This is a genomic window from Anaerofustis stercorihominis (genome assembly GCF_024623185.1).
In the GTDB taxonomy this organism is placed as follows: Bacteria; Bacillota; Clostridia; order Eubacteriales; family Anaerofustaceae; genus Anaerofustis.
In genome coordinates, this window is record NZ_JANJZK010000002.1 from 147,251 (window position 1) to 161,341 (window position 14,091).

Below are 14,091 nucleotides of genomic sequence, written 5' to 3' on the forward strand. Positions count from 1 at the left end.
TATGGCACACATACCAGTAGGGTACAAAATAGTTGACGGTTGTGCTGTAGTTGATGAAACGGCTGCAGAACAAATAAGGGCAACCTACAGATACTATTTTGAAGGCAAGTCACTTATTGATGCAGCTAAAGAAGCAGGTTTTAAGATGAACCATGCATCAGTAAAGAGAATGCTTTCTAACAAGAAGTATCTGGGAACAGACTATTACCCACAGATAATTGACAAAGAAATCCAGACAAGATTTCTGGAAGAACTGACACGAAGGGCAGGGAACCTTGGAAGGCTCGACAGAAGATGCAAGGAACACAATAAGACAGTTCCTATAGCATTTCATTTCAAGCCAGCCGATTTAACATTTCCTGATCCATTCGAGCAGGCAGAATACATTTATAGTTTGATAGAAAGCGAGGAATGACACATGGCAGGAGCAAAGAACATAACAGTTATTCCGGCAAAAAAACGTGTAGGTAATACAGTAACCGCAGAAGATATGCCAAAATTAAAGGTCGCAGCGTACTGTAGAGTAAGTACTGACAGCGAAGAACAGGCTACAAGTTATGATGCCCAGGTTGAGCATTACACGGAATATATTAGGAAAAATCCTGAATGGGAATTCGCCGGAATATACGCTGATGACGGTATCAGTGGAACAAATACGAAAAAGCGAGAAGAATTCAACCGCATGATTGAAGATACGATGGCAGGCAAAATTGATATGATTATCACAAAGTCAATCAGTCGATTTGCAAGAAACACATTGGACTGCCTTAAGTACATCAGACAGCTTAAAGAAAAAAATGTGCCTGTATTTTTTGAAAAAGAAAATATCAATACTTTAGATGCTAAAGGCGAGGTACTTCTTACTATTATGGCATCACTTGCACAGCAGGAATCTGAGTCGCTTTCCAAGAATGTAAAGATGGGACTCCAGTTCAGATATCAAAACGGAGAGGTTCAGATCAATCATAATTGGTTCTTGGGATACACAAAAGACGAGAATGGACATCTCATCATTGATGAAGAGCAGGCTGTGGTAGTAAGAAGAATATTTCGAGAATACCTTCAAGGAGCAAGCCTTAAGAATATAGCAGACGGACTTATGGCAGATGGTATTCCAACCGCAACCGGAAATATGAAATGGCGAAGTGATGGAATAAGAAAAATTCTCACAAATGAAAAGTATATGGGAGATGCTCTTTTACAGAAGACCTATACGGTTGATGTTCTTACAAAGAAGAGAGTTGCTAATAACGGCATTGTTCCTCAGTACTATGTTGAAAATAACCATGAAGCAATCATTCCAAGGCAGTTGTTTATGCAGGTCCAGGAAGAACTGCAAAGAAGGGCTCATTTAAGAACAGAAAACGGGAAGACGAAAAGAGTCTACAGCAGCAAATATGCATTATCGAGCATCATATACTGTGGTAAATGTGGGGATCTTTTCAGAAGAGTTGCGTGGAAAGCCAGGGGTGCATCTTATAACAAATGGAGATGTGCCAGCCGAATTGAGAAGGGACCGAAAAAAGGCTGTGATGCTGAGGCAATCAGCGAATCAGAAATTCAAAAAGCAGTCATGAGAGCCATCAATAAGACCCTTGGAGGAAGAGAAGAATTTTTGGTGCAACTACAGCATAATATCGAAGATGTACTAAATGGTAATTCTACGGCAACGCTCGAGTACATAGACCAAAGAATGGCGGAATTACAGGAAAAGCTTGTGATGTGCGTAAACAAAAATGCTGAGTATGATGTTATAGCAAAGGAAATAGACGCCTTGAGAGAAAAGAAAGCAGCAGTTGTAACAAAGGATGCTGAACAGGAAATGCTCAGAAAACGAATTAATGAAATGCGACATTTTCTTCAAACGCAAACAAGCAGAATCACAGAATATGATGAGCAATTGGTCAGAAGGCTTATTGAAAAAATCACAGTTTATGATGATAAACTAATCTTCGAATTTAAATCCGGCATGACTATTGAACTCAAGAGATAATTGAATAAGAACTATTACATCAACACCTTGCAGCAATGCAGGGTGTTTTTGTCATTCATAGAAAAATTACAGAGCGAAACCGTGCTAGGATGTCAAGCGAAAATGAAAATGTCCCAAAAAAAGTTAAACATTAGCACCAAGAACACGGTGCTTTTGTTTGGCAAGATAAGCCTGAAAAGAAGCGTGCTTCCAAGGATGAGACATGGGAGGAATGTAAACCTTTCTTGGCCTAACATCCTTAACCACAGGATCAAAGGTCTTAGACTTGGCTTCACGAAGTGGAACTTCCTCCAACGCAAAGATATGATCCAAGATATTCACATATAAGTTTCCATCAAAGGCTTCAATCACCATGGCTGTCATTCCTTTCTTCAAATATGCCTTATGCGCATTACGTGTCACAGGTATATAGTACTTGTTTTTATAACGGATGCAGTTTCCACCATCCAGTTTCCTACATGAGAGAATGGAGAGAATGTGATTGATATCCCGATCACAGGGTTGCTTTTCAAACACATTTCTTGTATGATTAAGCGGTAGAGCGAACATGGCATTGAATTCTTCTATGTAGGAGTACAAGAATTCATTCGCCTCCTCTATCGAGGTAATGCCCACAAGCCTTAGTTCAATGACCAAACGTGACTGTAAGGTCTGATTGAGCCTTTCTACGCGTCCTTTGGCTTGTGGGACACTAGTACATTCCAGCTCAATGCCAAGTTGATGACAGGCATAGGAGAACTGAGTAAACGTGTCTTCTTCATCGGAGGATGCGTTTTTTCTTTTGTATTCAAAGACAGTACGACGATCGGTAAGGAATTTGGCAGGAATACCATAGATGGTAAGAATCTGACGAGTGACTTCATAATAGGCATGAAGAGTTTCTTGGGAATCAAAGAAAGCGCCAAGAATCATGCCAGTAGCGTCGTCAATCGCTAAATGCAGGTGAGTAATGGTATTACCAAACCAGAGATGAGGGGAGGCATCCATTTGCACAAGTTCGCCCATATAAGCGCATCTGGGACGTCTGGGATGGACTTCAGAGCGGTTTAGCAGTTCCAGTTTATCTTCAATGGTAGCCTTTTGTTTGAAGGAAGCAGAGGCTTTTTTGCGCTTTCTCAGGTCAGCCTCAAGGAGTCTTTTCGTTTTTTTTCTGGCCTTGGGAGACAAGATATCAACATCACGAAGCCAAAGACGAATGGTAGAATCACTGACGATAATACCTTCATGTTTGGCAAGAAGTTGAGAGAAATGGGAGAGGTTGGCGCCAAAGTACTTGGATGTGTATAAATCAATCACAGACGCTTTGACATCATCAGAGAAAGCAGTAACAGGCTACCTGCCTCTGTTTTTGTGAATAAAGCCCTGTTTGCCTTCTTCTTTGTATTTGATAATCAAACGATTGACAGTGCGCATGGAGCAGTTAAGTTTAATCGCAGCATTCTTTTTATTACCATTGGTATCAACAAGTTTTTTGATAATGTCATACTTTGCTTGTTCATTCATTCTAAGATCCACCTTTCGCATAATTGCCTCACTTTCTCATGAGGCCTTATTTTAATACAACCTTTAGGACATAATCAATTTCGTTTCATTAAGACATTATCATTTTCGAATCATAAAATTACAGAGCGAAACCGTGCTAGGATTGAAATTATCAACCAAATGGTTTATAATATAGTGAGTTGAGGTGTATTTTAGACATGGAGGATTAAGATGAAGACATCCGATATGATTAAAGAGTTATGTAATAAAAAGAATATAAGCGTTTCAGAACTTGCCAGACGGATAGGTTAGACTCCACAGAACTTTGGTAAGAAACTGAAACGAGATACTGTGACTCTTGAGGAGTTAAAGCTGATAGCCGATGTCATGGGTGTTACCTTTGAGCAATCATTTATCTTCCCGGATGGAGAACAGATAAAAACAAGTAATGAGTGAGGCAAATCATGGCATACGAAAAGAAAAGTATTAGAGCAATAATAGATGATGTAAATAGTAGAAGAGTCTACCTTCCTGCTATTCAAAGAAAATATGTGTGGGGAGATTCACAGATTACAAGATTAATGGATTCTATCATGCTTGGATATCCTATTGGAACTTTTCTTTTTTGGAAAGTTAAGAAGACTATTGTGAACCAAAAAGAGTATTCAATGTATGAATTTATAAAAGATTACCATGACCGAGATATGTATAAGAATCCGGCTGCACCACAGCCGTTCCCGGTTGGTAGTGGAGATGAAACAATCTGGGCAGTTTTGGATGGCCAGCAGAGATTGACTTCTCTATACATAGCTTTGCAAGGAAGTATGAGCAGAAAACTTCCAAACAAAAGATGGAAGAATGATGATGCATTTCCGAAGAAAGAACTGTACTTTGATTTGCACAGTGAAAAAACTGATGATGAGGACATTTCTTATGAGTTCAGATTTTTAACAGCAGAAGAGGCTGCAAAGAATAAGGACGATAAGCTTTGGTATTTGGTAAAAGATATCCTTAAGTATTCAGCTGAAGATTTATTAACAGAGGTCATCATTCCTAATGGATGGGCAACCGACAAAGTTGCAACAAAGAATATTTCTCTTTTGCATACAAGACTGGTTACTGATGAAATCATCAACTACTTTGAAGTAGAAAAAGATTCGATAGACAGTGTATTGGATATTTTCGTTAGAGTAAATTCTGGTGGAACCATTCTTTCAAAGAGTGACTTGTTATTCTCTACTATTGTTTCTCATTGGGATAAGGCAAGGGATGAAATTGATAAGTTGCTTTCTGAAATAAATAAGAAAGGCGAAGGATTCAAGTTCTCTAATGACTTTATAATGCGTACCTGTTTGTATCTTTTAGATATGTCCGTAGCATTAAAAGTAGAAACATTCAAAAAGGACAGTGTATTAAAAATCAAAGAAAACTGGGACTCAATCCGAAAAGCCATCAAGGATACAGTTGATCTGTTAAATGAGTTCGGATTTAATTCGGAGAACATGATTTCTTATGTGGCTGTTTCTCCTATGGTTTACTACAGATACAAAGGTGGTAATTTCGATTCAAGCAGTAAAGCTGAATTAAGAAAATATATTGTAATCGCACAGGTAAGACAAATTTTTGGTACTGCATCAAACTCTGCACTGACAAGCATAAGAGAGGCATTGAAGGCAGCATCATCTAATTCATTTAGTATGAAAAATCTAAATGGGATTAGATTCACAGGTGACAGAACTCTTAGATATACTGTGGATGAGATTGATGCAATGTTTGATACATATGAGATTGGTGCCTATACATTTATGTTGTTATCTCTTCTGTATCCAAACTTGAAATATAGTCAGAAGGGATTCCATCAAGATCATATGCATCCATATACAGGATTTGAAGAAGGCAAGATTAAAGACTTAGTATTGCCGGACGGAACAGTGATTGATGATGATACTAAAGAGGATTGGCGTAGAAGAAGGAATACATTAGCAAACCTTCAATTGTTGGAAGGTAGAGAGAATGAATCCAAGAATGCGACACCACTTGTCGATTGGTTGAAGGTTACTGAAAATAGCGAAAACGCAAAGTACCTTCCTAGTGATGTTTCTTATGAACTTGCAAACTTTGAAGAGTTTATGGAGAAACGTCAGGAACTGATGAGCAAGGCATTAAAGGACATTCTTTTATAGTATTTGCCTATACAAGCAATAAGGCAACTCAACATTTGTGTCGGTTCGACATACCGATTTTCAAGGGAAAATGACTGTTCCACGATTGCCTTATACAGTAGGGAGATTATAGGTTACTCGATGAACAACCGAGCCATGTGGAGACGGTGGTTTTGTTGACTAAAGTACATAAGTAAAAGTGTGAAAAAGGCTTGGAATAAGGGTCTTTTCAAGGCTTTTAGAATTGAAAATCAGACTGCGAAATTTGCCTAGAAAAGAGCATAAAACCTTGATATTTTTATAGTTGGATAGACAGGAATATTGAGATTGGGTCGATTATATAGAAGTGTTTATTCGTGAAATTGACAAATCGGGATTTGAATTTAGGAGATAAAGATAAATATGATACTTGAAACTGAACGATTATATCTGCGTGAAATGGAACAGTCGGATTTTGAAGCTTTGTGTAAAATCCTACAAGATGAAGATACGATGTATGCATATGAAGGGGCATTTAGCAATGATGAAGTCCACGAATGGCTTGACAGGCAAATTGCACGTTATCAAAAATGGGGCTTTGGTTTATGGGCTGTTGTCTTGAAAGAAACCGATGAAATGATTGGGCAGTGTGGACTTACTATGCAGCCATGGAAAGAAAACGAGGTGCTTGAAGTAGGTTATCTTTTTGAGCGGTCATACTGGCATAACGGATATGCCATTGAGTCGGCAAAAGCGTGTAAAAAGTATGCATTTGAAACATTAAATGCAACGGAAGTGTGTTCCATTATCAGAGACACGAATATAGCATCTCAAAATGTAGCCATAAGAAATGGAATGATAATAAAAGACACATGGATGAAGCATTACAGAGGCGTAGATATGCCACATTATCGTTATGTGGTTGAACGATAAATTCCAGTTTGTAGGGATGACATGAAAAATGAAGTTTAAGGAACAGAGCTTTACCCTGTTTGCCTATACAAATTATAGAGAAATTCAAGGTTATCACAGGCTCGAAACCCTAGATTTTAAGGGGAAAGGTGCGTTCCACCATTCCCTTGTACAATAGGGGTTGAGTATGTTTTTCGTTGAACAACCGAGCCATGTGGAGACGGTGGTGTTACTTAATAAATAAATATAAAATTAAAATAAATGATTTAAAGGAACTCAACCATGAGCAATACAAATAAAAAACTAATAAACTACATAAAGAATAAACCTGATGTATATGAAAAGAGCACATCAGCATTTTGGAATGATGAAAATATTTCTAAATATATGTTAAAAGAGCATTTAAATCCAAAGTCCGAAGGTGCGACCAGGAATCATGAGTTTATAAAGAAATCAGCTGATTGGATCAGCGGATTATTAAGTGTCACTAAAAATAAAAAGTTATTGGATTTAGGTTGCGGACCTGGGATATATGATGAACTATTTTGTAAAAAAGGATTTAATGTTACAGGAGTAGATTTTTCAAAACGTTCAATTGAATATGCGAAAAAGCATGCAAAAGAAAAGGGTATGGATATAGAATATCATTATCAAAATTATTTGGATATAGATTATGAAGCTGAGTTTGATATTGCGATTTTGATTTACTGTGACTTAGGAGTTCTACATCCTAAAGACAGAGCTGTAATATTAAATAAAACAAGGAAAGCTTTGAAGAAAGATGGCATTTTGATTTTAGACGGATTTACAAAGAAATTTATTGATGATTTTGAAGAGAAAGAAATTATTGAATACAATAAAAAGGGTTTTTGGTCGGAGAAAGAACATGTGTGTATTCAGCGAAATTATATATATAAAGAAACGTTAAATACTTTAGAACAGTATTTGATTCTAACCGAAGAAAATATTGAATGTTATAATATTTGGAATCAGGTATATACAAAAGATTCTATAGTTTCCGAAATTAAAAATGCGGGATTTAGATATATTGATTTATATGATGATGTCACAGGTAAGTCTTATTCAGGCACCAGTGAAACTATCTGCGCTGTTGCTGGGAAGTAGAATACTGTTTTATTGGCTTTATTTGTTACAGTTAAAAGGTTTGTTATATTTTAAAATAATATATTTTTTTATTAATTAACAATCTATATTTAAATTTGTATTTTAATTACTTATATATAGAGAATTAGGAAATTTTTAAAGAATTGATATTTGAATTATATATTTGTACTTAGTGTAGTATAGTTATTACTTAAAATTTATTAATATATATGATTAAAACAAAAAAGAATAAGCCCAAAACTTATCCTTTTTTTATTTTAATTCAAAATAAACACCATAAAATTTAGATATCCCGCAAAAGTGACCCAAAGTAAATATGGGATTTGCAGATATCCTGCCAGTGGTTTGATTTCTTTGAATGTTATTATCATTTTTATTATTAAAGCCCATAAAGCAATCAGTATTATAAAAGCCAAAAAGAAGTTTCTCATATTGAAAAACACTATCGTCCAAAGAAAGTTAAGTACCAGCTGAAGGGCATATGTCCTGAGAGCTTCTGTCCTTGTGCTTGAATCTGATATAATTATAAAATATGCTCCTATTCCCATTAAAATATATAAAATTGTCCATACGATTGGAAATATAAATCCCGGCGGGGATAGTGGGGGAAGATTTAAATGTTTATATATGACCATGCTTTTACTTGTCAATAACCCCGCAAGTCCTCCCGTTAGAAGAGGTATAAGTATGGATATTATCAAAGTTTTTATATTGTTTTTCATTTTATGCTCCTATATGTAGAAATATCGTTATTATAATTTATGTAATTAATTCCAAAATATAATAGTTTTAAATATGAAATAAGATTTTAATTTTCATATGTTTGAAAATTGAATTAATGTAAATGATAAATGTGTTATCATATTAAAAAATAAGAGAGTGAGTTTGTAAAATGATCATAAGTGCCAGCAGGAGGACGGATATACCAAGTTACTATTCCGATTGGTTTATAAATAGGATTAAAGACGGATATGTGTATATCAGAAATCCGTTTAATAAAAAGCAAATAAGCAAAGTCAGCCTTTCCAAAGACGCAGTGAACTGTATAGTCTTTTGGACTAAAAATCCTAAGAATATGATAGATAAGCTGGATGAACTCAACGGTTATGATTATTATTTTCAATTTACTTTGACATCTTATGGGAAGGATATAGAGCCTAATTTGCCTGATAAGAGCGAAGAATTGATAGCTGTATTTAAAAGATTATCCGATAAGATAGGAAAAGATAACGTAATTTGGAGATATGGCCCTATTTTACTGAGTGATAAATATAACAAGGAATATCATTTAAGAGCTTTTGAAAAAATATCAAATAGTTTAAAATGATATACTAATAAGGTAATTATAAGTTTTATTGATTTATATGATAAGACTATAAGAAATACAAAAGATTTGAATTTGAATGAACTAAATAAAGACGATATGATTTACTTTGCAAAAAATTTATCTATAACATCAGAAAAAAACGATATGAGTATTGAAACATGTGCTGAAGAAATTGATTTAAGTGAATTTGGAGTAGGGCACGGTCACTGCATAGATAAGGACATGATTGAAAATATTATTGGCTGTAAAATTAAAGCAAATAAAGATAAAAATCGAAGACCTATATGCGGATGTATGGAAAGCATTCATATTGGTTCATATAATACATGTTTGAACGGATGCAGATATTGTTATGCTAATTATAGTAAAAATATGGTAGTGGATAATCTTAAATTATATGACGTTGCTTCTCCAATATTATGTGATAAAATAAGGGAAGGTGACAAAATATATGAAAGAAGAGTTGAATCTTTAAAAGAAAATCAAATGAGCTTACTGTAATAACGAATTATATTAACGTAAATCGGGTTTTGAAATGTATTCCGATTTTGATATATATTCCGCATTTGTACATAGATCGTTCAAGCTATGAATATAATCGTTTTGGTCATGCAGTCCAAGTTGTACCGAAGTAGGCAAAGACAAGAAGTATTTTCTGGAACTGGAGCTTGATGCTATCAAGTCATTTAAATTTTTATATCTCATTTTTTATCACCTCATAAATATTTTTAGCTGATTTAAATGTGATATTCTTAAGTTTTGAACTTGCTATAAATTACTATTTTTAAATAATAAATAATTGAATGAAAGAAGATAAATTATCTTCTTTTTTTCTTTAAGATATACAATAAAATTAATATGATAAAAAATTTAATGTTTATATATCATATTTAGTAAAATATATTTATATTTTAAATTACTATAGTTGATATTTTTGATTAAAAAAATTAAATTTTTTGTATAGAAAATGATACGTACATTATCTTAATCAAGAGTTTGTCTATATCCTTTAAGGATTAATGAAATTTATGATTATACCCATCCAAATATTATGGATAATGGATACATAATTAATGTAACGCTTATTATAACTCCTATAATTATAAAGCTCGGTATACATATTGCAGCTAATATATACGATATATAGGGATGTATCATAATATTTCTTTCTTCATAATTCTTTAAAGTAAAATTTAAATGTTTCATTTTTTTCACTTCCTTTTTACATTTACTATTATATCCGTTCATGCATTAAGATAGTGTAATGCTTTATATATAAAATATTAAAAATATATAAAGATCTTTGATAGTATATGTCAGAAAGTGTTTAATATTGTCGTTTACAATAAAATAGTGTACTTTTTGGTAGTATTATGTTATAATTAATACATATTATAATTTTATTTATTTTATATGTTTTTATTACAAAATCAAATTTATCATGTTCTAAATCGTAGAAATTTTGCGTTATCATTTTCTGTCACAAAAAGTACGATTTTGTATAATATCAGATATTTAAATCATTTAAGGGGGTATTATGGATTCAAAAAGTTCTGTAAAAAAACTTAGTATTAAAAATGCGATTGTATTCTTAGTTGGTTTGGTATTAATTATATTCTGCTTTACTCTTTCAAATGTAAAAGGTGCAGATAGTGTAAATATAGTATATAACAACGGTTCATTGGAGAATGCGACAAAATCTGCATTGGGTTCTACACAAGCAAGCAGTGTCAGTTCTTTTAAGGTAAGCGGAAGTGCGGTTCTGACCGGTGATGACTTTGCCTACATGGATGAAAAGTGGACAAACGCGACTACTATTGATTTAAGCGGCATAAAATCAACCAATGATGCTATGGATTACAGTAATAATACAGCTTTGGGCTTGAATGGTACATTAAAGATCGAGAACTTTAAATTTCCAAAGGAAATTAAAAAACTTAACTTTGGTTCTTTATACGGTTTACCTATAAAAGAATTAGAACTGCCCGATACATTGGAAAGTGTAGCTTCGAGTTCATTATACAATATGAAGAAATTGGAAAAGGTATCGTATCACGGTGATAAAGTAACGACAATGAACGGGATATTTTCGGGATGTACGGTAAACACCGTAGATTTCAGCAATGCTTCTTCTCTTACGACTTTGGCTCTTAATTCCTCTTATATAAGAGATTTTGATTTCAGCGGATGTACTAATTTGAACAATGTCAATTTGAAGTTAAACTGTATCGACTTCAGCAGCGGTAAGCCAAAGGCTTTTATAGATAGTTTTTCGGGGACGATAGACTATAGTGAACAGCAGCCTGATTTGACATTCGAAGCTGTACAGATGGGACCTCTTGATATGAATTCCTCCTTTAGCGGACCGCCGGAATTGAAAGGTAAGTTAAAAGACGGGACCGATTTATTCGATACGAATTCAAGTATCCCGTCCTGGATAAGGAGCAGTTATTTAACTTCAATCAGAAAGGTTACTGTTTCATATTTAAATCCTTCAGGAGGAAGTGAAACCACATTAGATACAAGTATAGGCGGAAATCATACAATAGTTTGGAAAATAGCGGGAAGCTATGGTACTCCCGTTTATAATAAAGAATATAAACAGACGGTTGAAGTAACGATACCCGAGTCTATGAAGAAAGATGTTATTTATATCAAGGACGGAGAAAGCGGAAATGGTGATAGCAAGGATAGTTCCGCGGGAAGTATAGCTGCCGGATTATCACTGTTAAAGACTAACGGAACGTTATATTTAGCCGGAGACTGTTCTATACCGCAGGGTATTAATCTTCCCGCAAATATAACAATAAAAGGTGTCAGCGGTATAAATCCCAAACTTAGCTTAAACGATGACTTAAATTTAACAGGAAATTTGACCATAGATAATGTATCTTTGTTTTCATCAAGTGAAAGAAAGCTTATATCCAACGGCAATAAGCTTACATTGGGTAAAGATGTTACAACAAATTCTTCAAGTAAAGATATTTCAATATATGCTTCTTCGAGAAAAGCACTAAATAAAGATGTGAATATTGAAATTGCGGGAGGAAAATTTAAAGAAGTCTGCGGAGGTGGGCTGGTTTCGGGTGGTCACGGAGATAATACCGAGCCAAATGCTTTTGTAAACGGAAATGTTGGTATTAAAATATCCGATAATGCAGAAATCGGAAGTTTATATGGCGGAGGGTCTTTGATAGGTGCTCCGGGGCTGGGCGACGCAAATGTCGGTGCTTTGAATGTTAATATAAATATTGACGGAGGGACGATAGAAAATGTTTACGGAGCGGGAAACAGTACGGCAAATGGAAAAGCAGATGTAAAAGATGTAACCATAAATATAACAAAAGGTACTATCGGTACCGTTTACGGAGCAGGGAGAGCAAATGCTCCTACTTTAAAAACAAGTGCGGATGCTCAAAATGTAACTATAAATATCAAAGGGGACGCAAATATAACCAAAGCGGTATACGGAGGAGGTTATGCAGCTTCTTCTGACAGTGCAAAAATAAATAAAAATGTAAAAATAAATGTAAGTGAAAATGCTTCTGTAAATAATATCTACGGCGCGGGATATTCTTTTGCAAGCGATAATGCAAATGCTACCGTAGGTAACAGCGAAATTAATATCAAGGGGCTTTCTGCAAGTGTAAGTAATGTTTACGGATCAGGAAATTGTCAGGGAACGGGATATGTCGAAACAAAAAATAATATTGGTGTTAAAAATAACGTTAATATAAATTTTGATAATGCGAGTTTATCTTCTGTATCAATCAGTGCAAATTCGGATATCAGCGGATTGATTGGGGGAGACGGCATTATTACTCTCAAAAACGAAGGTAAATCGAACTCATTAATGAATGCAGGTACAATCAGATATTTTGATGATTTGATACTTGATAATTCTCATATAGCTTTTCCTTCGAATATCTCTCCTAATTTGTTAAGAGATAAAAATAATGATAATGCAAATTTACAATTAAATAATTCAAGCAGTATAAAGTTCAATAAAGCTATAGATGATTCGGATTTTGAATTCGGTACAGTGTCCTCCAAGGGTATTGCTTCGAGTATGGTTTTTGACAATTCCCTGTTGTTAAATACTCTTCCTTTTATTTTGAACGGAAGTATAAAAGCAGAAAATCCCATAAATATAAAATTTGAAGGAAACAACAAACCTAAAAATGGGGATATTATATTTGTTTCCGATTTGCCTAAATTGGGTTTTGAAGCAAAGAATTTTGCTCCGGAAAGTCCGTATGCTTTACTCAAGGAAGATAAGACTTTGAAGCTAGCTTTGGGTTATGATATAAAATGCAAAGAAACCGAACATGGAACGATTAAAACGGATATGGATTTTGCAGCAGAAACTCAGATGATAGAAATCGTAATAAATGCGGATAAAGGGTATAAATTAAAGGATAAAAGTCTTAAATATAATGATAATGAAACAAATAAAACAGACGAAAAATATTCTTTTAAAATGCCGGGTGAAGATGTTGAAGTGGTTGGTGAATTTGAAGTTATTGAATATAACATCAATTATCATTTGAACGGTGGAGTAAATTCTCTTAACAATCCGAATACATATAATATAGAATCCGAAAATATGATTTTAGCAGATGCAACAAAGAACGGATATACATTCCTTGGATGGTATACTTCGAATAAAGGCGGAAGCAAGATAACTCAAATCAAGACCGGCACTGTCGGTGATTTGGAATTATATGCAAGGTGGAAAAAAATAAAGTCATCTTCCGGTTCGGGAAGTGTTTCAGATAAGAATAATAATGCAAATAAGGATAAAAACGGTAGTTCTGAAACAAATAAAACTAATGTAAATAATCCAAATACAAATGATGTTTCGAACATTAACTTGTATATAGTAATATCCATAATAAGTATACTCTCAATTTTCTTTATAATAAGAAAAAACAAATTAAATAATAATAAATAAATCGGAAAAGACCTATCTTTATAGGTCTTTTTTTAGAATTAATCCTACCCTTCAAGGAATACTAAATATTATATAAAAATGTATATATTTATGATGTTTTACTGTCATTTTTTGTCGGTTTATGTATAATAGATGTTAGTGTAAAATTCGGAGGGCG

8 protein-coding genes and 2 pseudogenes are annotated in these 14,091 nt (G+C 34.1%); 7 read left to right on the forward strand and 3 right to left on the reverse strand.

Translation table 11 applies throughout. From position 1 onward, the window contains the following. Window position 1 precedes the first annotated feature (1 nt). Window positions 2–415: a recombinase family protein gene (locus tag NSA01_RS02365; RefSeq protein WP_257479913.1), complete on the forward strand. Its 414-nt coding sequence runs from the start codon at window positions 2–4 to the stop codon at window positions 413–415. A 3-nt stretch (window positions 416–418) separates the two neighbouring features. Beyond that, window positions 419–1,993: a recombinase family protein gene (locus tag NSA01_RS02370; protein WP_257479914.1), complete on the forward strand. Its 1,575-nt coding sequence runs from the start codon at window positions 419–421 to the stop codon at window positions 1,991–1,993. Window positions 1,994–2,116: 123 nt separating this feature from the next. Here NSA01_RS02370 and NSA01_RS02375 read toward each other — a convergent pair. Next, window positions 2,117–3,496: pseudogene (locus NSA01_RS02375) on the reverse strand (ISNCY family transposase). 443 nt (window positions 3,497–3,939) lie between these two features. Here NSA01_RS02375 and NSA01_RS02390 point away from each other — a divergent pair. From NSA01_RS02390 to NSA01_RS02400, 3 genes are all read left to right on the forward strand, one after another. After that, window positions 3,940–5,658: a DUF262 domain-containing protein gene (locus NSA01_RS02390; RefSeq protein WP_257479916.1), complete on the forward strand. Its 1,719-nt coding sequence runs from the start codon at window positions 3,940–3,942 to the stop codon at window positions 5,656–5,658. A gap of 381 nt (window positions 5,659–6,039) precedes the next feature. Then, the gene (locus NSA01_RS02395; protein WP_257479917.1) at window positions 6,040–6,549 is read left to right on the forward strand and encodes a GNAT family N-acetyltransferase; all 510 of its coding nucleotides are present in this window, start codon (window positions 6,040–6,042) and stop codon (window positions 6,547–6,549) included. A 261-nt stretch (window positions 6,550–6,810) separates the two neighbouring features. Continuing rightward, window positions 6,811–7,653 (forward strand): class I SAM-dependent methyltransferase, encoded by an 843-nt coding sequence (locus NSA01_RS02400; protein WP_257479918.1) that lies wholly within the window; start codon window positions 6,811–6,813, stop codon window positions 7,651–7,653. 257 nt (window positions 7,654–7,910) lie between these two features. Here the strand turns inward: NSA01_RS02400 and NSA01_RS02405 are convergent, their stop codons facing one another. Continuing rightward, complete coding sequence (locus tag NSA01_RS02405; RefSeq protein WP_257479919.1) at window positions 7,911–8,375, reverse strand: TspO/MBR family protein; 465 nt, start codon at window positions 8,373–8,375, stop codon at window positions 7,911–7,913. A gap of 170 nt (window positions 8,376–8,545) precedes the next feature. Between NSA01_RS02405 and NSA01_RS02410 the strand changes: the two are divergent. Continuing rightward, window positions 8,546–9,481 (forward strand): annotated as a pseudogene (locus tag NSA01_RS02410) (DUF1848 domain-containing protein). 531 nt (window positions 9,482–10,012) lie between these two features. Here NSA01_RS02410 and NSA01_RS02415 read toward each other — a convergent pair. Next, the gene (locus tag NSA01_RS02415; protein ID WP_257479920.1) at window positions 10,013–10,186 is read right to left on the reverse strand and encodes a hypothetical protein; all 174 of its coding nucleotides are present in this window, start codon (window positions 10,184–10,186) and stop codon (window positions 10,013–10,015) included. A 331-nt stretch (window positions 10,187–10,517) separates the two neighbouring features. Here NSA01_RS02415 and NSA01_RS02420 point away from each other — a divergent pair, with 331 nt between their 5' ends. Then, complete coding sequence (locus NSA01_RS02420; protein ID WP_257479921.1) at window positions 10,518–13,934, forward strand: InlB B-repeat-containing protein; 3,417 nt, start codon at window positions 10,518–10,520, stop codon at window positions 13,932–13,934. Window positions 13,935–14,091: the final 157 nt, after the last annotated feature.

Bases quoted from the DNA above. Each gene is read 5' to 3' on its own strand.
- NSA01_RS02365 (WP_257479913.1), top strand. From the start codon at position 2: ATGGCACACATACCAGTAGGGTACAAAATAGTTGACGGTTGTGCTGTA.
- NSA01_RS02370 (WP_257479914.1), top strand. From the start codon at position 419: ATGGCAGGAGCAAAGAACATAACAGTTATTCCGGCAAAAAAACGTGTA.
- NSA01_RS02390 (WP_257479916.1), top strand. From the start codon at position 3,940: ATGGCATACGAAAAGAAAAGTATTAGAGCAATAATAGATGATGTAAAT.
- NSA01_RS02395 (WP_257479917.1), top strand. From the start codon at position 6,040: ATGATACTTGAAACTGAACGATTATATCTGCGTGAAATGGAACAGTCG.
- NSA01_RS02400 (WP_257479918.1), top strand. From the start codon at position 6,811: ATGAGCAATACAAATAAAAAACTAATAAACTACATAAAGAATAAACCT.
- NSA01_RS02405 (WP_257479919.1), bottom strand. From the start codon at position 8,375: ATGAAAAACAATATAAAAACTTTGATAATATCCATACTTATACCTCTT.
- NSA01_RS02415 (WP_257479920.1), bottom strand. From the start codon at position 10,186: ATGAAACATTTAAATTTTACTTTAAAGAATTATGAAGAAAGAAATATT.
- NSA01_RS02420 (WP_257479921.1), top strand. From the start codon at position 10,518: ATGGATTCAAAAAGTTCTGTAAAAAAACTTAGTATTAAAAATGCGATT.